Source organism: Henriciella pelagia, from assembly GCF_002088945.1.
In the GTDB taxonomy this organism is placed as follows: Bacteria; Pseudomonadota; Alphaproteobacteria; order Caulobacterales; family Hyphomonadaceae; genus Henriciella; species Henriciella pelagia.
The window spans coordinates 20,595-39,559 of sequence record NZ_NCSU01000006.1 but is presented as its reverse complement, the minus strand read 5'-3'; the positions used below and the strand labels follow the sequence as shown (position 1 = coordinate 39,559).

General features: G+C 61.5%; 18 protein-coding genes. 14 read left to right on the top strand and 4 right to left on the bottom strand.

Features of this window, described 5'->3' with window-relative positions; genetic code table 11:
- The first annotated feature begins 29 nt into the window (after positions 1–29).
- The 7 genes from B8746_RS01365 (at position 30) to B8746_RS01335 (ending at position 6,716) form a co-directional block, all read left to right on the top strand.
- The gene (locus tag B8746_RS01365) at positions 30–1,400 is read left to right on the top strand and encodes an alpha,alpha-trehalose-phosphate synthase (UDP-forming) (RefSeq protein ID WP_084391443.1); all 1,371 of its coding nucleotides are present in this window, start codon (positions 30–32) and stop codon (positions 1,398–1,400) included.
- On the top strand, positions 1,397–2,128 hold the full coding sequence (gene otsB / locus B8746_RS01360; RefSeq protein ID WP_084391442.1) for a trehalose-phosphatase: 732 nt from the start codon (positions 1,397–1,399) through the stop codon (positions 2,126–2,128). The genes B8746_RS01365 and otsB overlap by 4 nt, the downstream gene beginning before the upstream one ends.
- Complete coding sequence (locus B8746_RS01355; RefSeq protein WP_084391441.1) at positions 2,125–3,894, top strand: glycoside hydrolase family 15 protein; 1,770 nt, start codon at positions 2,125–2,127, stop codon at positions 3,892–3,894. Before otsB ends, B8746_RS01355 begins: the two co-directional genes overlap by 4 nt.
- 44 nt (positions 3,895–3,938) lie before the next feature.
- Positions 3,939–4,352: a DUF1330 domain-containing protein gene (locus tag B8746_RS01350; RefSeq protein ID WP_084391440.1), complete on the top strand. Its 414-nt coding sequence runs from the start codon at positions 3,939–3,941 to the stop codon at positions 4,350–4,352.
- A gap of 70 nt (positions 4,353–4,422) precedes the next feature.
- Entirely contained in the window at positions 4,423–4,977 is a 555-nt protein-coding gene (locus B8746_RS01345) for a YbjN domain-containing protein (RefSeq protein WP_084391439.1), read from the top strand.
- A gap of 15 nt (positions 4,978–4,992) precedes the next feature.
- The gene (locus tag B8746_RS01340) at positions 4,993–5,715 is read left to right on the top strand and encodes an HAD family acid phosphatase (protein WP_084391438.1); all 723 of its coding nucleotides are present in this window, start codon (positions 4,993–4,995) and stop codon (positions 5,713–5,715) included.
- Between the two features lie 14 nt (positions 5,716–5,729).
- Positions 5,730–6,716, top strand: coding sequence for a glutathione S-transferase family protein (locus B8746_RS01335; protein ID WP_084391655.1), 987 nt, complete (start codon positions 5,730–5,732; stop codon positions 6,714–6,716).
- Between the two features lie 132 nt (positions 6,717–6,848).
- Here B8746_RS01335 and B8746_RS01330 read toward each other — a convergent pair whose 3' ends face one another.
- Positions 6,849–7,316: a GAF domain-containing protein gene (locus B8746_RS01330; RefSeq protein WP_084391437.1), complete on the bottom strand. Its 468-nt coding sequence runs from the start codon at positions 7,314–7,316 to the stop codon at positions 6,849–6,851.
- Between the two features lie 147 nt (positions 7,317–7,463).
- On the opposite strand from B8746_RS01330, the gene B8746_RS01325 reads away from it, so the two are divergent.
- From B8746_RS01325 to B8746_RS01295, 7 genes are all read left to right on the top strand, one after another.
- Entirely contained in the window at positions 7,464–8,207 is a 744-nt protein-coding gene (locus B8746_RS01325; RefSeq protein ID WP_084391436.1) for a DUF4129 domain-containing protein, read from the top strand.
- A complete protein-coding gene (locus tag B8746_RS01320) occupies positions 8,204–9,415 on the top strand; it encodes a hypothetical protein (RefSeq protein WP_084391435.1) in 1,212 nt (403 codons plus the stop codon). The genes B8746_RS01325 and B8746_RS01320 overlap by 4 nt, the downstream gene beginning before the upstream one ends.
- Positions 9,402–10,358, top strand: a complete 957-nt coding sequence (locus B8746_RS01315; protein ID WP_084391434.1) for an AAA family ATPase — start codon at positions 9,402–9,404, stop codon at positions 10,356–10,358. The genes B8746_RS01320 and B8746_RS01315 overlap by 14 nt, the downstream gene beginning before the upstream one ends.
- 103 nt (positions 10,359–10,461) lie before the next feature.
- Complete coding sequence (locus tag B8746_RS01310; protein WP_233123799.1) at positions 10,462–10,872, top strand: endonuclease domain-containing protein; 411 nt, start codon at positions 10,462–10,464, stop codon at positions 10,870–10,872.
- 126 nt (positions 10,873–10,998) lie between these two features.
- Entirely contained in the window at positions 10,999–12,312 is a 1,314-nt protein-coding gene (locus B8746_RS01305) for a DUF58 domain-containing protein (RefSeq protein ID WP_084391433.1), read from the top strand.
- Complete coding sequence (locus B8746_RS01300) at positions 12,309–13,310, top strand: stage II sporulation protein M (protein WP_084391432.1); 1,002 nt, start codon at positions 12,309–12,311, stop codon at positions 13,308–13,310. Before B8746_RS01305 ends, B8746_RS01300 begins: the two co-directional genes overlap by 4 nt.
- Positions 13,310–14,272, top strand: a complete 963-nt coding sequence (locus tag B8746_RS01295) for an RDD family protein (RefSeq protein ID WP_084391431.1) — start codon at positions 13,310–13,312, stop codon at positions 14,270–14,272. Before B8746_RS01300 ends, B8746_RS01295 begins: the two co-directional genes overlap by 1 nt.
- A gap of 79 nt (positions 14,273–14,351) precedes the next feature.
- Here B8746_RS01295 and B8746_RS01290 read toward each other — a convergent pair whose 3' ends face one another.
- The 3 genes from B8746_RS01290 to B8746_RS01285 are packed head-to-tail and all read right to left on the bottom strand — an operon-like array spanning position 14,352 to position 18,800.
- Entirely contained in the window at positions 14,352–15,683 is a 1,332-nt protein-coding gene (locus tag B8746_RS01290; RefSeq protein WP_084391430.1) for a DUF1302 family protein, read from the bottom strand.
- Positions 15,683–16,480, bottom strand: coding sequence for an outer membrane lipoprotein-sorting protein (locus B8746_RS17205; protein WP_198943688.1), 798 nt, complete (start codon positions 16,478–16,480; stop codon positions 15,683–15,685). Before B8746_RS17205 ends, B8746_RS01290 begins: the two co-directional genes overlap by 1 nt.
- Entirely contained in the window at positions 16,455–18,800 is a 2,346-nt protein-coding gene (locus tag B8746_RS01285) for an efflux RND transporter permease subunit (RefSeq protein ID WP_198943687.1), read from the bottom strand. The genes B8746_RS17205 and B8746_RS01285 overlap by 26 nt, the downstream gene beginning before the upstream one ends.
- Positions 18,801–18,965 lie beyond the last annotated feature (165 nt).

The window sequence follows — 18,965 nt, the reverse complement described above, 5'->3', positions numbered from 1 at the left end:
GAGACAGTCGAAGGTGAAAAGGAGCCTGCATGGGCAGACTCATTGCGATCTCGAACCGGACCGCAGCTGATGCGAGCGCGCGCGCAGGCGGCCTTGCCGTTGCTGTCTGGGAATCGCTTAAATCCACCGGCGGGATGTGGGTCGGCTGGTCAGGTAATATTTCCGACGAAGTCCCCGCAGAGCCGGAAGTGTTCACTGATGAAGGCGTCGAATTTGTCGTCACCGACCTCACCGAGCAGGAACATGACGGCTATTACCTGCAGTATGCAAACCGCGTCATCTGGCCGATCTTCCACTACCGGGTAGACCTCGCACATTTCGCCAATCCGGACTTCTCGGCCTATGCCGCCGTCAATGCCCGGATTTCAAGCCTCGTCGCCCCGCGCCTCAAGGACGGCGACAGCGTCTGGGTTCACGATTATCACTTCCTGCTTATGGGCGACTATCTGCGCCAGAGCGGCTGGAAAGGCCCGATCGGCTTTTTTCTGCACATTCCGTTTCCATCGCCGGAAGTCTTCCGCACACTGCCGGAACACGACACGATTGCCCGCGCCATGAGCCAGTTCAGCGTGCTCGGCTTCCAGTCGAAGACCGACCGCAGCAATTTCGTGCGCTACCTTGTCGAGAATTGCGACGCGACGGACGAAGGCGATGGCTGGATCAGCGTGTTTGGCCGGCGCATCCGCGCGAACGCCTATCCCATTGGCATTGAAGCCGACTCCTTCGCAAAGGCGGCGATGAGCGAAGTCGCCAATACGGCGGCCTCCCGGATCGGCAGATTCCTCGGCGGGCGGAATCTCGTCCTCGGCGTCGACCGAATGGACTATTCCAAGGGCCTGCCACAACGCTTCGAAGCCGTCGGCAAGCTGTTCGACCACTTCCCGCAGACACGCGGCAAGGTGTCGTTCACCCAGATTGCCCCGCCTTCGCGATCAAAGGTCGAGGAGTATCGCGACCTCAGAACACAGCTTGACGGTCTCGCAGGCCGCATCAATGGTGATTATGGCGACCTTGACTGGATTCCGATCCGTTATCTTGCCCGCTCCTATGACCGGCGCGAGCTCGCTGGCCTCTACCGCATCGCCCGCGCCTGCCTGGTCACGCCGCTCCGCGACGGCATGAACCTCGTTGCCAAGGAATTTGTGATGGCGCAGGACCCTGACGATCCCGGCGTCCTTATACTGTCGGAATTTGCCGGTGCCGCCGAACAGCTGTCCGACACGCTCATCGTCAATCCGCACGATACCTATCGCGTCGCCGAAGTGCTCTACAAGGCGCTGACCATGCCGCTCGAAGAACGCCAGGAACGCTGGGAAAAGCTTCGCCAGACCGTTGTCGATCAGGATATTTCCTGGTGGCGGGAGAAATTCCTTCGCGATCTGGGCGTGGAGGCTGGATGAGCAACCTCATGGCTGATCTGCCGCGCCTGACGAAACGCTCGGCGCTTTTCCTCGATTTTGATGGAACGCTGGCACCGATCCAGGACGATCCCGATACCGTCGCAATGCCGGGCGAGACCCTTGCTGCCATCAACCGGCTGCAGCTATTTGTTGCGGAAGCGATCTGCATCATCAGTGGACGCGATATTCGCGATCTGTCGTCCCGCGTGCCCCTCTCACACTGGCGCGCTGGTGGTCATGGCCTGGAGATCTGCAAACCCGGCGAGGCCCCGGCAACGGTCGCAGCCTCCCCGCCCCGCTCGCTCAGTAATGCTGTCGAGATGAGTGTGCGCGGTCTTGAAGGCGTGCGGATCGAGCACAAGGGCCCGGTCTTTGCGGTTCACTTTCGCAGGGCGCCGGAGCTCGGCGACACCTTGCTCGCGCGCCTGTCGGACACGGTCGCTGACCAGCCGGACTACAAGGTTCAAGCTGGCAAGATGGTGATCGAAGTCAAACCCGTCTCCGCAAACAAGGGGCGTGCGCTCGAAAGCCTGATGGGCCAGCCGCCCTTTGCAGGGCGCAGCCCGATCATGATCGGCGACGACACCACTGATGAAGACGCCTTTGTCGTGGCCAACCGGCTCGGCGGGACTTCAATCAAGGTCGGCGAAGGTCCGACCGAGGCACACCACCGGCTGGAAACGCCCGACAGCGTGACCAGCTGGCTCAGCGAACAGGGGCAGGGATGAGCAATCTTGAACTTGGCATCATTGGCAATGGCACAGTCGCCGGCCTGATTGACGAGAATGGCATCTGTACCTGGCTCTGCCTGCCGCGTTTTGATGGCGAGCCGGTCTTCAACAAATTGCTGGGCGGGCGGGGCCAGTTTGCAGTCAGCCTGCAGGGCCACGTCAAAAGCACCCAGACGTATCAACGCAATACAGCGATCATTGAAACCGTGCTCGAGGCTGAAGACGGGTCTGCCATCCGCATTACCGACTTCTGCCCCCGATTCATGGACAAGGGCCGGATGTTCAGGCCCTCCTCCATGGTCCGCCGGATCACACCGCTCAAGGGCATGCCGAAAATACGGGTCGAACTGTTCGCGCAGAGCCAGCGCGGCGAGTACAATATGGTGACCCGCCGGGGTGTCAGCCATATAAGCTTCCTCGACGAACATGCCGGTTTCCGCGTCACAACTGACGCGCCGGTTTCCTATGTCATGGATGGCCGCGACTTCGTCCTCGACCGGGAGCTGAGCTTCCTGCTGGGGCCTGACGAAAGCCTGTCGGACCGGGTCGGCGTCATCGCACTGGAATGGCTGGAGCGCACCGCCGACCACTGGATGTCCTGGACCCGCCGTCTCGATACCCCGCCGGACTGGCAGGACGCCGTTATCCGCGCCGCCATCACACTGAAACTATGCGTCTATGAAGAAACCGGCGGTATTGTCGCCGCGCTCACCACCAGCATTCCCGAGCATGAAGGCTCAGAGCGCAACTGGGACTATCGCTTCTGCTGGCTGCGCGATGCCTATTTCACCGTCACCGCGTTGAATCGCCTGTCAGCGGTCGGCACGCTGGAACACTATCTCGCCTATCTCAGGAATACTGTCGCGCATACGAATGGCGGGCATATCCAGCCCGTCTATGGCATTTCCCTCGAACATGACCTGACCGAAGAAATCGCGCATGCCCTTCCCGGTTATCGCGATCACGGCCCTGTCCGCTTCGGCAATCAGGCCGCCGAACACATCCAGCATGATGTGTATGGCCACGTGATCCTTGGGGCGAGCCAGGCCTTCTTTGACGATCGGCTCTACGCCAAGGCCGGCCCGCTTGAATTTGCCCACTTCGAAGGCGTGGGCGAACGCGCCTATGCTGTCTGGAATACGCCCGATGCCGGCATCTGGGAGTTTCGCGGCAAGGCGCACGTTCATACATCGTCGGCGATCATGTGCTGGGCTGCCTGCGACCGTCTCGCCCGCATCGCCACCTTCCTCGATATGAATGACCGCGCCGACTACTGGAACGGCAAGGCCGATGCCATCCGCGAGGGGGTGCTGGAAAAGGCGTGGAATGAGAAACGCCAGGCCTTCACGGGTGCCTTCGGCGAAGACGCGCTCGATGCGTCCGTTCTGCTCATGGCCGAAATCGGGTTTATCGACGCGGGCGATGAGCGCTTCGTCAAGACTGTCGAACGCATCGATGAGGAACTGCGAGACGGCTATCATGTCTTCCGCTACAGGGTGGAAGACGATTTCGGCCTGCCCAAGACAGCCTTCACCGCCTGCACCTTCTGGCATATCGATGCGCTGGCCCGGATCGGGCGGGTCGACGAGGCGCGCGCCATGTTCGAGGACGTGCTGGCGCACAGGACGCGGCTCGGCCTGCTGTCTGAAGACATCGACACATCAAATGGAGAACTGTGGGGCAACTTCCCGCAGACCTATTCCATGGTCGGCATCATCAATGCTGCCAACCGGCTAAGCCGAAAATGGGATGAGGTTGTCTAGACAGTAGTGTCCGGCGAAGATGAAGCAAACCACAAGGAGCCTTCATGCCTGCCCTGCAACCCACCACCGACCAGATGCGCAGCTTTGCCAAGGACACCCATGACGGCCCGATCGTCATGGTGAACCTGCTCAAATTCCACGAGCGCGCTCAATACAAGGCCGACGATCCGGAACGACACGACGGCATTTCGGGCGAAGCCGCCTATGATCGCTACTGCGCCGGCCTCGAAACCCTGTCCTCCGATCCGGATATCGGCCTGAAGATCCTCTATACGGGCAATGTTCACAGCTTTCTGATCGGTGGCGACGAGGACTGGGACCGCGTTCTCGTCGTTCGCTATCCGTCACGCCAGCACATGCTTCGCATGATGCGCGATGAGCGCTATCGCGACTATCACCGCCACCGCGAAGCCGGCCTCAAGCATCAGGACCTGATCGAAACCCGTCCTGATAGCTGAGCAGTTTGTAATTTGCGGGTATTGAAACGCTTTGCCAGCATTCCTTGTCGGCCACCGGGGACACGCGTAGATGACACTCAATCGACTGCTGGCCAGCGCAATCCTCGCAGCATTCCTGCCGGCAGCCTGTGTCGCGATTGCCGACGATTCAGCAGACCTCGCACCGGCACCTGTGGAGGTCGAAGACGCCTCCCTCATCGACGCATCCGACCCGATGGTGGTCGCGTCCCTCCTCGCCGAAGAAGGCTATGAGGTCATCCTGTCAAAGCAGGAATCAGGCGCCGTGCAGATCAAGTCGTCGGTCGGCGCGGTCAATTTCTGGCTTTACTTCCAGGCATGCGCCCCCGACTTCACCGCCTGCGAAGTCATTACGCTCGCCTCGGGCTTTGATTTCGATACGGCACAGCCGCCCGCCATCTATGGCGACTGGAATCGCGACAAGCTCTCCAAGGCCTATCTCGACGAGGATGGCGACCCCTTCGTCGAGTTCTCGGTGAACCTCGTTCACGGCGTCACCCGCGACAATTTCCTCGACACGGTTCACTGGTTCACTCTGGAAGTCATGAGCTTCATGGAGCAGATTGGCTGGAACAAGGAGGCACCTGACGCCGCCAAGCCGATCTGAGAGGGACCTGATTCCATGAAACGCTTTACCCGGGCTGTCGCAGGCCTGTTCACCGCCGTCGCCCTGGCTGCCTGCCAGACCGCCCCCGCGACCGGCACCACCACCGATCTCAGCCCGGCTGTCGACTGGGTCGCCAACAGCCCGGAATGGGCCGCTGAAGCCGAAGCGATGTATGCACTCGCTGGCGACTATATCGAAACCATTTCTGCCTCCCGCGCTGAACACAGCTGGGCGGTCATCCTTGATGTCGACGAGACCGTGCTGAACAACGTCCAGTATCAGATCCAGCGCGAAGCGATTGGCGAGACCTATTCGTCCGAGAGCTGGCACGCCTGGACGGCTGAAAAATCCGCCCCGCTCGTTCCCGGCGCAAAGGCCTTCATTGAAAAGGTCAACGCGCTTGGCGGCCATGTTGCCCTCGTCACCAACCGTCTCGACACTGAGCAGCTCTGGACAGAAGAGAACCTTGCAGATGTCGGCCTCGAACGCAGCGAGGATTTTCGTGTCCTGCTGACGCGTGCCAGCCCGGTAAAGGAGTCCGACAAGTCCGCCCGGTTCGCGCTCGTGCCGGCGATGCTTGCCGTGCAGGGCTATCCCGACGTCGAGGTCGTGGCCTATGTCGGCGACAACAGGCACGACCAGCCAAGCCCCATCGGCAGCGCGAAATTCTTCTGCATCAACCAGGGCGGCATGTATGGAACGCCGTGTGCGACCAAGCCTCAGCCGGTGTCGAACTGATGACGGGGCACAAGATGAAAGACGTATTCAAAGTTCACGGGTCACTCGGCTCGCCCTATTCCATGAAGGTCCGAGCAGCCATGCGCGCCAAGCGCCTGCCCCATGTCTGGGTCCCCATGACTGCGGACATCCGGGAGGATATCCTTTCAAACGTGAAAGCGCCCGTCATTCCGGTCATTCGAACACCGGAGGGTGACTGGGTGAATGATTCGACGCCCTTTCTTCTCGGCCTTGAAGATAAAGGCCGGTCACTTCTGCCGGAAGGCGCTGTCCAGCGCTTTGCCTGTCTCCTGCTGGAAGACATGGCCGATGAGTGGACAATGAAGGCGATGTTCCATTATCGCTGGGCCTATGCCGAGGACGCGGAATGGTGCGCCAACTGGCTGATGTATGACAGCCTGCCCAAGGCCGGGCGCGAAACCGTCGAGAAAGCGGCCGCAACCATTCGGGAGCGCCAGATTTCCCGCATGGCACTGGTGGGCTGCACGCCCCAGACCGCTCCGATCATTGAAGCATCCTTCGCCCGCGTCACCGGTCATCTGGAGGCCATGGCACTCGGCCCGACAAACTTCCTGTTCGGCGATCGGCCATCGCTCGCCGACCTCGCCTTTTACGGCCAGGCCAAGGTGATGAGCTACGACCCGACTCCAATGGCGCAGATGCGGCGCGATACGCCCTATTTCTATCGCTGGCTGGACCTTGCCGATGATGCCTCAGGCGTCGAGGGCGACTGGACGGACGGGCTCTCCCATCCGGTCAAAAGCCTGCTCGCCATTGCAGGCGAGACCTATCTGCCTTTCCTGAAAGCCAATGCCGATGCGCTTGCAGCCGGCGCAGAGACTTTCACGGTAACGCTGGAAGGCCAGCCCTATTCGCAAGGCGTCTTCAAATACCAGCTTCGCTGCCTGAACGCGCTGAAAGCAACATGGGCGGAGCTCGACGCAAAGGATCAGGGTACTCTTTCGGACCTGATCGGTCCGAATGCCGATATTCTGAACTAGCAGACCCCGTCATCCCGGAATTTGCGTCAGCAAATATCCGGGACCCAGGGGCCTCAAGCGTTGCGCCCGCTGCACTGGGTCCCGGATGACGCATGCGACGTTTCCGGGATGACGATGAAAATGCGTTGCCTGCTAGGCTGTCAGCAGGACTTTGCAGATCGCTTCCAGGCCGTCCCGGTCCACCTCGTCGAAAGCGTCGAACTCGGTCGAGTCGACATCGAGAACGGCGGCGAGTGTCCCGTCCGTATCAAACACCGGAACGACAATCTCCGAATTTGAGCGGCTGTCACAGGCGATATGGCCTGGAAACGAATGCACGTCCGGAACGATGATCGTCTTGCCTTGCGCCGCGCAGGCACCGCACACGCCTTTGCCAAACGGAATACGCAGGCAGCCAAGCGTTCCCTGATAGGGCCCAACCACCAGTTCATCGGCTTTCCGGGGGTCGACCACATAAAAGCCCGTCCAGAAGAAACGCGGGCGGAAAGCTTCGGCCAGCAGGCAGGCAGCAGACGCATAGCGTGCCGGCGCATAGGTCTCGGCTGCCACAACGCTTTCAATCTCTGCTTTCAGCTCGCGATATTGCTCAGCCCGTGTCATCCGTATCCTCGTCTGCGGCGAGCGGCTCATATGCCGACGCCATCAAGTCTTCGCAAGAGCCTTATGGACGCCGCGTTGCTGCTCTGAAATAGTCATGATCAGAGGCTTGGGTGGCCAGCGTGCCATTCAGGAAGAGGAGGTTGCTGCGTGACGATTGCTGTCCGGACGATACTGATCGCCTGGCTTCTCGCGTTTGCTGCCTTGGCGTCTCCACCTGCGCACTCCCAGTCTGAGAATGACCAACAGACAATAGACCGATCGCGCATCGAACAGCTGGTCGAGGCGCACACCGCCAATGACCGCCTGCAGACAGAGCGCCCTGAATGGGAACCGGAAATCGAGACTTTCGAACCGCGCGAGCGCAACGCGTTTCTGGACGCAATTTCCGACTTTTTCGGCTGGCTGTTCCGCACTGTCGGGCCGCTCCTCAAATACCTGATGATCGCTGTGATTGCTGGTGCCGTGCTCTATGCCCTGTGGTACATGTTCGGCGATGTAGTCGGGCTTCGCTGGACCCGCAGGAAGACGGCGAGCGGGCCGGACATTTCAGAGATCGCAGACCAGCGCCCTTCGCAGACGCAGGCCGTGGCCCTCCTCGATGAAGCCGACGCACTGGCCCGCCAGGGACGGTTTGCCGAGGCCGTCCATCTCCTCCTCTTCCGCTCGATCGACGACCTGCAGAAGAAACGATCCGGCGGGGTTCCAGCATCCTTGACCGCCCGGGAAATCCAGTCCCTGTCAGACCTCTCGCAGGCCGCCCGACGCGCCCTCGCGCCTATCATTCGCATCGTTGAAACCAGCTTTTTCGGCGGTCGGCCGGTTGACGAGTCGGGCTGGAAACAGGCCCGCCAGTCCTATGAAGACTTCGCATTCGGCGAGGTCACGGCATGAGCGAGCGCCTGCCCCAGACCGCCAACCCGTTTACCGGCCGCGTCGTTTTCATCCTGCTGGCGATCGGGCTCGTCTCCTTCGCGGCGGTCCTCGCTCTCATGGCCTGGTCACCCGAACTCGCCAGCCGCGACCGGCCCGGCGCAACGCCCTATTCGCGCTCTGCCAGTGGCTATGCTGGCCTGATCGATATGCTGGAGGCGGATGGCCGCGCCGTCAGCGTGTCGCGGCTGCGTGAGAATATGGAGCGCAGCAATGGCCGCCTCCTGATCATCACCATGCCGCTCTACGGCCGCGAATTTGACGTGGCCGACATCGCCCCGCCGGCGCTGATCGTGCTCCCGAAGTGGCGCTACCTGGTCAACCCGGCCCGGCAAGCTTTCGAACTCGACACGCGGCTGGCCAACAAGGACACGGTCGACGGAATGCTCGGCCTTGTCGAAGAGGATGCAAGGCTGGTGCGTCTCAGGAACCCTGGCAAGCTCACGACTCCTTTCGGCAAGGTGGCCCCGAATTTTGACCACGAGATGCAGGTCGTGAAATCCGACCAGCTTGAGGAAATCATCGGCATTCCGGGCGGACAGCTCCTTTCGCAGCTGCCGGGTGAGGACATCTATCTTCTCTCGGACCCGGACCTGCTCAACAATTTCGGTCTCGCCCGCATTGAGAATGCCGCGACCGGCCTGGCCATCATCGACCATATCGGCCGCGGACGGGGCCAGCCCATCGTCTTTGACGCGACCATGCACGGCTTCGAACGCTCGCGCAGCCTGCTGAAGACGCTGCTCGACATTCCTTTCCTTGGCGCCACGCTGATCGCGCTTGCCACTATGGGCCTGATCGGCTGGGCCGCCTCCATCCGCTTCGGCGCGCCCGAACGAGAAGCCCCCGCCTTTGCCCCCGGCAAGCAGGCCCTCGCCGACAATTCCGCTGGCCTTATCACCATGGCGCGCCGAGAGCCGCGCATGGCCCCCGGCTACCTCTCGCTGACCCGCCGCGCCCTGATCCGGGAACTCGGCCTGCCAAAGACGCTGAGCGAAGAAGACGTTTCGAACCTGCTCGACCGCATGGCGCAGCAGCAGGACATGGAAGACAGCTGGAGCAGGACCGGTGGTGCACTGTCGACGCCGGCTGCCTCCCGCGAAGACCTGAGACACAAGGCCCGCGCGCTCTGGCGCTGGCGAAAGGAGATGACCCATGGCAATGACTGACATTCAGGCTCTGGCCGACAGGATCAGGAGCGAGGTCTCAAAAGCCGTGATCGGCCAGGCCGAAACCGTGGACCTGATGCTGACCGCGCTCTTCTCCTCCGGCCACATCCTGCTCGAAGGCCCGCCTGGCACCGCAAAAACCCTTCTGACACAATGCTTTGCAGCTGCAATTGATCTTGATTTCGGACGCATCCAGTTCACGCCGGACCTGATGCCCGGCGACGTGATCGGCACGAACCTCTTCAACTTCCAGACCAATGAGTTCTCGCTCACCAAAGGGCCGATCTTCACTGACATCCTGCTCGCCGACGAGATCAACCGCACACCGCCGAAGACGCAGGCCGCCCTGCTCGAAGCCATGCAGGAGCGCAAGGTCACCATCGACGGCACGCCGCACCGGCTGAATGATCATTTCATGGTCATTGCGACGCAGAACCCGATCGAGCAGCAGGGCACCTATCCCCTGCCTGAAGCCCAACTCGACCGCTTCCTGTTCAAGCATGTGCTCGACTATCCCGGCCGCGACGAGGAACTCGCCATCGTGGCGGGTCATGGCAGCCGCACCGGCATGAAGACACCCGCCGCCTTTGGCGTGCAATCGGCCGTCACCGCTGATGCGCTGGCCGACGCGAATGCGATGGTCTCACAGGTCAAGCTGCAGGACGATATTGTCGCCTACATCGTCGACATCGTTCGCGGCACGCGCGAAACCCCCGCCCTGGAAACCGGCGCCAGCCCTCGCGCTGCTGCCGCCATCGCTGCCGCAGCGCGTGCCCGCGCCGCACTTGATGGCCGTGATTTCGTCATCCCGGACGATGTGAAACTCCTCGCGCCGCCCACATTGCGCCACCGCGTCATCCTCTCGCCCGCTGCCGAGATCGAAGGCCGCACCACCGACGAAACCCTCGCCGCACTCATCGAAAGAACCGCCGCCCCGCGATGATTTTTCTGGTTGCCCCCTTCGGCCGCTTCGCGGCAACTTCCCCCGCTCGCAGGGGAAAAAAAAGCCAGCAACGCTGCGCCCTCCTCCCCCGCTTGCGGGGGAGGTGCCCGGAGGGCGGAGGGGGGAAACTTTCGATTTCAGAAAATGGAAAAAACCAATTCGCAAGGACGCCAAGACCAGACAAGCCCGTCATCTGCGCAAAAACCTCACCTCTGCGGAGCATAAACTCTGGGCACCTATCCGACGGCGCCAGATTGGAGGCTTCAGATTTCGCCGCCAGCACCCAATTGGCCCATTCATCGTCGACTTCGCCTGTATTGAAGCAAAGCTTGTCGTCGAAGTTGATGGGGCAACCCACAGCACTAAAGCGGAACGCACAAGCGACAAGCAGAGGAGTGTCTGGCTGTACGAACACGGCTGGCTCGTTCTTCGTGCCTGGAACACCGAGGTCTACGACAATATTGAAGGCGTACTCGAAGCCATTCGGCTTGCCCTGGAAGAATCTCGAACCTGAAGCCCCCTCCGCCCTTCGGGCACCTCCCCCGCGCGCGGGGGGGGAAAGCGGATCGCAAGACCGCGTCTGGACGTTCTCCCCCGTTCACGGGGGAAGTGCCCTGCAGGGCGGAGGGGGGACACCGGCATGATCTCCCCAACCCTGCGATCCATCTGGCTGATGCTGGTGGGGGTTCCGCTCCTGCTCGTGATCGCTGTGGCAGCGCCAGCCTGGTGGACCTTGTCGGCTGGCTGGATTGCCGCCGTGGCGGCGCTGATGTTCGCAGACCTCGTCATGGCCGCGCGCGCCTACCAACTCGACATCGATATCGAGGCGCCGGCCCTGCTCTACATGTCAGGCGAAGACCCGGTGCCGGTCACCTTCACCTTTCCCGCAGGCCCGCTGCCGCCGCGGATGGAGGTCCAGCTGGAAACCAACGCGCTTATCGCTTCACCCCGGCGCAAAATTATCAAGGGCTGGCAGGACCGGGCGCACACGGCCGACTTCATCCTGAAGCCGATCCGGCGTGGCACCGGGCGGCTGGAGCGTATCTGGACGCGCTGGTCAGGCCCTCTTGGGCTGGTTTCCATCCGCAAGGTCAGACCACTCGACCAGGAGATCGCCATCACGCCGAATACGCGCTGGGTGAAGGAAGAGGCGGTTCGCATCTATCAGCGCGACGCCGATTTCGGCATCAAGGTCCAGATGGACCGGGGCGACGGCTCAGAATTCGATGCCCTTCGCGAATTTGTCGCCGGCATGGACCGGCGCGCCATCGACTGGAAGCATTCGGCGCGCCACCGCATGCTGCTGGCCAAGGAATACCGCACCGAGCGCAATCACAACATCGTCTTCGCCTTCGACACCGGACGCCTGATGAGTGAGCCGCTGGGCGGCGTGCCAAAGCTCGACCGGGCGATCAATTCTGCGCTCCTGCTGGCTTATGTCTCCCTGCGTTCTGGCGACCGCACCGCGATATTCGGCTTTGATGCACGCCCCAGCGTGCAAAGCTCTGTCCTCACCGGCACCGGCGCTTTCCCGCACGTCCAGCGTCTCGCCTCGCAGCTCGACTATTCCGCCGAAGACGCGAACTACACACTCGCACTGACCTCCCTCGCCAGCCGCCTTGAGCGTCGCTCGCTGATCATCCTCTTCACCGATTTCGTCGACACGATCTCTGCCGAACTCATGCTGGAAAACGTCTCCCGCCTGCTCGACAAGCACCTCGTTGTGTTCGCGACTTTCGAAGACGAGGCGCTCAGCCAGATGATCAATGCCGCGCCCGATGCTGCCGAGGACGTCAGCCGCGCGGTCATTGCCGACACGCTGCTTCAGGAACGCGAAATCGTCTTCCGCCGCCTCCAGCGCATGGGCGCACAGGTCATTGAGACCACACCGGACCGGTTCGGCAGCGAGCTTGTCTCCCGCTATCTCGACATCAAGCGGAGGGAGCTGTTGTGAACGACCGCGTAATGAAATCCTACCGCTTCCGCGAAGAACGCCAGGATGACTGGACGAGGCTCGACCAGATCGTCACCCGCGCCGAGAAGCGCGGTGTGCGAGCACTCTCCGACGAGGAGATGACGGCCCTTCCCGCGCTCTACCGCCAGGCGGTGTCTTCGCTCTCCATGGCTCGTTCCATCTCGCTCGACCAGAACGTCCTCGCCTATCTCGAGACGCTGTGTGCGCGGGCCTATTTCTTTGTCTATGGCACACGGGTCAGCATCGGCCGTCGCATCGCGCAATATTTCCGCCGCGACTGGCCCGCTTCGGTGTCTGCTGCACTCTGGCCAACCGTTCTCGCAGCGCTCTGTCTCTTCGGCGGCGCAGCCCTCGCCTTCTTCCTCTGCATGCAGGACATGGAGTGGTACTGGACCTTCCATCAGGGCTGGGACAGCCGCAATCCGGACGCCAGCGTCGAGCACCTGCGCGAGACGCTCTATACCGAAGACACCGATATTGCAGACATGCTCGCCGCCTTTGCCGCGCAGCTCTTCTCGCACAATAGCGGCATTGCCATCTTCGCTTTCGCGCTGGGTTTCTGTTTCGGCATGCCGACAGCCATCCTGCTCATCTATAATGGCGTCTATCTCGGCAGCTTCTACGCCGTCTTCTGGGACAAGGGGCTCGGTTTTGAACTGACTGGCTGGCTGCTCATACACGGCGTCACCGAGCTTTTCGCCATCGTGCTGGCAGGGGCAGCCGGCTTCATGATTGGCGGAGCGGTCGCGTTCCCCGGCACAAAATCGCGCATGCAGTCGATGCGCGACGCCGGTAATGAGGCGGCGCTCGTCATTATTGGCGCGGTGCTGATGCTGTTCATCGCCGCCCTGCTGGAAGGGTTCGGGAGGCAGCTGATCAATTCAGATGTCACCCGCTACGTGATTGCGGTCTCCACCCTCGCCTTCTGGCTCGCCTATTTCTACTGGCCGCGCCAACGCCCTGAGGAAACACGCTGATGGCCCGCCCCTCTATCACGAAGAAAGGCGGGCCCGACGCCGCCAGCGGGGATGCACGGCGCGAAGCGATCCGCCGCCGCGAACTGCGGCTCAAGGAACAGGCTCGCCAGGCCAGGCGCGTGCGCTCGCTCATTACTCCGGAAGGCGCGGCGCTAAACCTGAAGATTGCCACAGCTTCGGAGCGCGCCGGAGCCTTCCTTCTCGATTTTGCCCTGCAGATCATGGCGATCATCGCGTCAGTCTGGATCATCGCGCTCGCCTTTTCCTCCATGGGTTTCGAAGGCTGGGTGATTGCCGGCTCCGTCAGCGCGGTTGTCGTCTTCCTGCTGCGCAATTTCTACTTCATCTTCTTCGAGATCGGCCGGAAGGCGGCGACCCCGGGCAAACGCGCCCTCGGCCTGCGTGTCGCCGCCCGCAATGGCGGACGGCTCACCGCAAACGCCGTGCTCGCACGCAATTTCATGCGGGAACTGGAAGTTTTCCTGCCGCTCAGCCTGCTCCTGATGACGGCAGAGGACGAAGTCAGCGGCTGGATCCGCCTGCTGGGCATCGCCTGGACCGGCGTCTTTGTCCTCTTTCCGCTGTTCAACCGTGACAAGCTTCGCGTGGGGGACCTCATCGCCGGCACGATCGTCATTCATGCCCCGCGCACCAAGCTGAAGCAGGACATAACCTCACCGACGCCGTTCTCCCGCGGCTCGACCTATCAGTTCACCGAAGCTGAACTGGACACTTATGGCATTCACGAACTCCACGTCCTGGAAGACGTGCTTCGCCAGTCAACGAAAGAGATCAAGGCCCGCGTCGCCGAGCGCATTCGCGGCAAGATCGGTCGGGAAAAGGGCGAGGGCGAAGATGATGTCGCCTTCCTGGAAGCCTATTACGCCGCCCTGCGGGCACGCCTCGAACAGAAGATGCTGTTCGGCGAGCGCAAGGTAGACAAGTTTGATACTGGAAACTGATGCGGCAGGCCCTCAGCCGGTAAATACCCTCAGTACGATCCGAGCAATGATGTCGCCGCCGGTCCGGAACGTGCGAGTGTCAGAAGCCATACTCGAATGCGACCCAAACCCTGTCCCGGTCGTCAAACTGTCCGTAGAAGGCGTTGCGGTCTCCGTGGAAAATGTCGGCACCGAGCTGCAGGGTCACGGCGTCGGTGAGGTTGCGCTGCACCGACACCTGCAATAGCCCATCGCCGTCATTGATATTCTGGAGCAGCAGGAACTGGAGCTTCAGCTGGTCATTGTAGAATTCGCGCGAACCGAGCAGGCTGATCGTCGAGGTTGTCCGGTCAGTGGCCAATTTGGGGCCATGGCGCGTGCGATGACTGGCGAAGACCTGGGTGCTGAGCAGCGTGTCGGCATCGAGCTGGTAGTCGAGGCCAACCACGCCGCTCACTTCCGGAGAGATGACGACGCCGTCCGCATCGCTCGCGTCACGCGTCAGAACAGCGCTTCGGCTCTGATACCCGATTTCCGTGCGAAGCGTGAGCTTGCCAAATGCATTGGACGCAGATCCCCCCAGAAGCGTTGAGCGATAATAGGTCGGCGTGATGCCCACATGACCCGGCGCGATGGTCTGTCGTTTCGCGACCGGCGTGTCGTGAAAGGCGTAGAGCGCATTGACCGACCAGTCCCAGCCACCTGAAAATCCGCTGAGGCGTAGGCCGATATCACTGTCGGCCAGCATCCGTTCTGGCCGCCTTGCGGGGTTCAAGGTCACAGTTTGCGCCGTTGCGGGTATCCCTGGCTGGCTCCACGTCGACGTGAAGGCGAACGCGCCCTGCCGGGGAAACTCATTATACGTGGTGTCGGGAATCCACAGGAACTGCGCCGTTACTGACCCGATTGGCCGCTCAATGTTCAGCATCCACAATGGAATGCGGCGATCTTCGAAGTCGCCCAGGATGAATTCGCGAAAACTCAGCGGATTGACCTGGTCCAGCACGCGCAGGCCGTCCGCCTGCCCCCAGACCACCTGCTGTTTCCCGGCGCGGACGAACCAGTCGCCGGCGTAAATGTCCGCATAGGCTTCGCGCAGCTCGAAGTCTGCGTCATCGCCCTCGAAGACGCGGCGGTTCCAGGCCGAGCGCGCACCAGCCTGCGCGCCGGGCTTGCCCGGCTCCAGCTCATCAACGGCATCAAACCGCGCGCGGCCGATCAGCGTATAGCTGACATTGGCTCCCCATGAACCTGACAGCTCCGGTTCGAACAGGATTTCCGCAAGCTGCGCATCTCCGCCGTTCAGCTCTCCCGCAAATCGACTGGTGAGGCTTCCGCGCAGCTCTGGCACCTGCGCAAACGCGGCAGGCTGTGCCAGCACAGCATATGACAGCCAAATCAGGCCGCATCCGATCAGCGCGCGAAGCGCCATCACAGCCCCCTGCGCAGCCTGGACTGCGTGAACAGGTTTTCCGGCACATCGGCCTTATAGTCGGTGTCGTGGAAGCTGATCCGTGTGCTGTGGCCGGTCTTGTGATTCACAACAGACATCTGCGTTGCCGTCAGGAAGCCATCTATGGTCTCGACAGCTTCAAGCTCGATGGTGCGCGCATGGTTGCCATTCTGGTCGTAATAGTCGGTCACGCGGCTCATCCAGATCTGCGGATCGATCCGCCAGACCACCCTGGAAATGCCGAGTTCCCGGCCAACCGCCTCGCTTGAAGGGCGGCCTTCGACGATAAGGAGCTCGCGCCCATCGACCGTTTCAGAGCCTTGCGCCGAGAACACATAGTCCTCGGTTTCGATCTTCTGCTCCTTCTTGATCTCTTCATAGGTGAAATCAGTTCCGAGGAAGTAGTCCCCGCGATCGGAAGCCGATATCCGGCGCACCTTGCGGAGGGCTGGCAGGTACAGCCACTGGTCGTCATCCGCTTCGGGTTCGGCATAGTCAAACGTCAGGAAGCCGGTCCCGCGCACGCTGTTCGGCTCGGTGTAGAAAATGATCGTGCGCTTTTCGTCATCGAAGTAGCGACGCTGCGCGATTGTCTCTTCCGTCCGTATACGCCCATTGCGATCAGTGAGCTCGACGACGAAACGTCGCGTGACGTGCTCTCCATCTTCTCGTGCGTTCACATTGGCGACGATCTCGTCACCTGTGAGCGCCCCCTGCGCAACGGCGGCGGGCGATCCAAGCAGGACGAGGCTAAGTGGTAGGAGCAAGTTTCGCATGGGAGGGTTCCTCTCTGTATCTGGAAGTCATGGCGCTCGGCTTGAGCAGGAGAACGAGTGCCGGCAAGAGTGTGACGGAGGCCAGGAATGCCGTGGTCACTGCGACGGCCACGAGTGAGCCAAACTTGACGAGCGGCGGCACGTCCGACGTGGTGAGCACGCCGAAGCCGCCGGCAACAGCGATGAAATTGAAGAACAGCGCGCGGCCCGTCTCCGGGTAAAGATCCTTGAGCGTATCGACGGATATGCCCCGCTCGCGGGCAAGTTCGCGAATACGCTCGAGCGCGTGAATCGCAAAGTCGATCGACAGGCCGATGGCGATGGCCGCGAACATGGACGTGCCCATGCCGAGCGCAACGCCGCTCCACCCCATGACCGAATAGACCAGCAGAATGGCAAGGCCGACCGGCAATGCCGCAAGAAGCCCAAGCACTGGAGACCTGAACAGCAATATTGCAGCCAGCGTCACCGCTCCGAATGAAAGCAGGACAGACAGGATGGTCGAGCGGTCAATGCCGTGAAACCAGTAATACGATACGGTGACGCGGCCCGTGACCGTTGCCGTCGCCAGTTCGTCGTTGAAGTGCTCCTCGACATACCGCTCCAGCACGGGGACGATGTCCCGATTTGTCGTGTACCGACCGTCGGAGACCTGCGCGCGGACCAGCGTTCTCTGGAAGTCATAATCAACCTCCTCTTCGAAATCCGCCGGATCTGCGCTGGCCGCATACAGGAAGAAGAGCTGCGCGATGAGGTCCGGATCGTCCGGTATGGTGTACGCGGCCGGGTCGCCCTCCTGCACCGAGCGGTGAAGCTGTTTGACGTAATCAACGATTGACGTGGTGCCGCCCACCGCGGGCAGCGTTTCCATATAGGCCTGCAGGTCCTCGATCCGCCGCAGCAGCTCGGGATCGTAAAGCCCTTCCGGCGCCGGCGTTTCGATGAGTACATCGAGGCTGTAGATGCCGTCTGTCGTGGCGTTGATCACCTTGTCGGCCTGATAGACGGGCTCGCTGGGCTTGAAGTTGGCGATCCGCTCTTCCTCCACCTGCAGCTGCAGGGCGCCGGCAACACCGAAGACGAAGAGCGCGACACCGACGGTGACAACAGTTTTCGGGGCCGCCAGCACGCGCGCGCCCAGCGCGGACATTGCGCGCTCTGCCAGGCTGACGCGCGCGGCGCCATTTCTGCGCCGGGCAAATGGCGCAGGGATCCGGCGCGTCGGCCACAGGCTCAGCAGCACCGGAAGCAAGGTCATGGAATAGACCCAGGCCAGAAAGACGCCGATGGCACCGAACAGGCCGAACGCCTGGATGGGCGGCATCGCCGAACTGATCGACAGGGCCAGAAAGCCGGCAATCGTCGTGATCGAGGTCAGGGTCACGGGACGCCACATCTGCGCCATGGCCCGCACGACAGCATCCCTCTTGTTCAGTGCTGGCTCATCGCGCAGCACGCTGTAATAGGACGAGAGGATGTGGATGGAGTCGGCGACTGCGATGCCGATCAGGTTCACTACAAGTCCGTTCGTGATCACAAAGAATGACGTGCCAGACGCGGCCATCAGGCCGAACGATCCGAGCACCGTGCCCGCGACTATAAGGTTCGGCAGGATCGCAGCCCGCAGCGACATGAAGGCCACGAGCAGAACGAGCGTGATGATCAGGCCCGCCATCGGATTGAGGCGGCTCGCATCATTGTCGATATAGGTCGACAGATATCCCATCACGGCGCCTTCCCCCGCGACGTGGATTTTCGTTCCGTCCGCCACCGTTTCCGAGCGGACAATGTCGAGCACGCCATTGTAGGCTTCGGTGGCGAGGTCGTCATCGATCAGCTCGGCAACGATCAGTGTGGCTGTGCCTTCGCGGCCGACGAGCAGGCCCTGGTACAAGGGAAAATCGTCAATCGCAGCGCGCACTTCGCCTGCCCGCTCGAGCGTACCGGGCGGCGCCTGAAAGTATGCGGTGTCCGGATCGAGAAAGCCTTCCACGACGATGCCTTCGGCGTTTCCGGCAATGTAGTTTTCGGTCGCAAGGCTGGTGACACGCTCAGGATCAATTTGCGGCAGGCTTTCAATGGACCGCGTCAGTCGCTCCACGAGGGCGAGGTTCTCCGCATCAAAGATCCCGTCATCATCCTCGTCGATGACGGCGACCACGATGGGGTCCGTCAGCCCGAAAACGTCTTCAATATGGTTCTTGTAGACGAGCGCAGGCTGGTCCTCGCCAATGAAGGCATCGGCGGACGTGTCCTTCTGAAGCTTCGGCAGCGACATCGCCGTTGCGGCGATCATGCCCAGCAGCACGGGCAGAGCCACCCACCGCCATTTTAACAGGCCTCGAAAAACTCCCTCACCGGTAACGCTCATTCCGCCGCCCTTCCTCACTCAGCCAGAAACGAATAATAGTGTATATGCACTTTACTACCTGAAAGGTCAATGTTTCATATACACTATAATTTGCATGACCAGCCCCGCGCGCCT

What these genes read in the sequence shown, in the direction of transcription:
- B8746_RS01365 (WP_084391443.1), top strand. Translation starts at nt 30, where the DNA reads ATGGGCAGACTCATTGCGATCTCGAACCGGACCGCAGCTGATGCGAGC.
- otsB (WP_084391442.1), top strand. Translation starts at nt 1,397, where the DNA reads ATGAGCAACCTCATGGCTGATCTGCCGCGCCTGACGAAACGCTCGGCG.
- B8746_RS01355 (WP_084391441.1), top strand. Translation starts at nt 2,125, where the DNA reads ATGAGCAATCTTGAACTTGGCATCATTGGCAATGGCACAGTCGCCGGC.
- B8746_RS01350 (WP_084391440.1), top strand. Translation starts at nt 3,939, where the DNA reads ATGCCTGCCCTGCAACCCACCACCGACCAGATGCGCAGCTTTGCCAAG.
- B8746_RS01345 (WP_084391439.1), top strand. Translation starts at nt 4,423, where the DNA reads ATGACACTCAATCGACTGCTGGCCAGCGCAATCCTCGCAGCATTCCTG.
- B8746_RS01340 (WP_084391438.1), top strand. Translation starts at nt 4,993, where the DNA reads ATGAAACGCTTTACCCGGGCTGTCGCAGGCCTGTTCACCGCCGTCGCC.
- B8746_RS01335 (WP_084391655.1), top strand. Translation starts at nt 5,730, where the DNA reads ATGAAAGACGTATTCAAAGTTCACGGGTCACTCGGCTCGCCCTATTCC.
- B8746_RS01330 (WP_084391437.1), bottom strand. Translation starts at nt 7,316, where the DNA reads ATGACACGGGCTGAGCAATATCGCGAGCTGAAAGCAGAGATTGAAAGC.
- B8746_RS01320 (WP_084391435.1), top strand. Translation starts at nt 8,204, where the DNA reads ATGAGCGAGCGCCTGCCCCAGACCGCCAACCCGTTTACCGGCCGCGTC.
- B8746_RS01315 (WP_084391434.1), top strand. Translation starts at nt 9,402, where the DNA reads ATGGCAATGACTGACATTCAGGCTCTGGCCGACAGGATCAGGAGCGAG.
- B8746_RS01305 (WP_084391433.1), top strand. Translation starts at nt 10,999, where the DNA reads ATGATCTCCCCAACCCTGCGATCCATCTGGCTGATGCTGGTGGGGGTT.
- B8746_RS01295 (WP_084391431.1), top strand. Translation starts at nt 13,310, where the DNA reads ATGGCCCGCCCCTCTATCACGAAGAAAGGCGGGCCCGACGCCGCCAGC.
- B8746_RS01290 (WP_084391430.1), bottom strand. Translation starts at nt 15,683, where the DNA reads ATGGCGCTTCGCGCGCTGATCGGATGCGGCCTGATTTGGCTGTCATAT.
- B8746_RS17205 (WP_198943688.1), bottom strand. Translation starts at nt 16,480, where the DNA reads ATGCGAAACTTGCTCCTACCACTTAGCCTCGTCCTGCTTGGATCGCCC.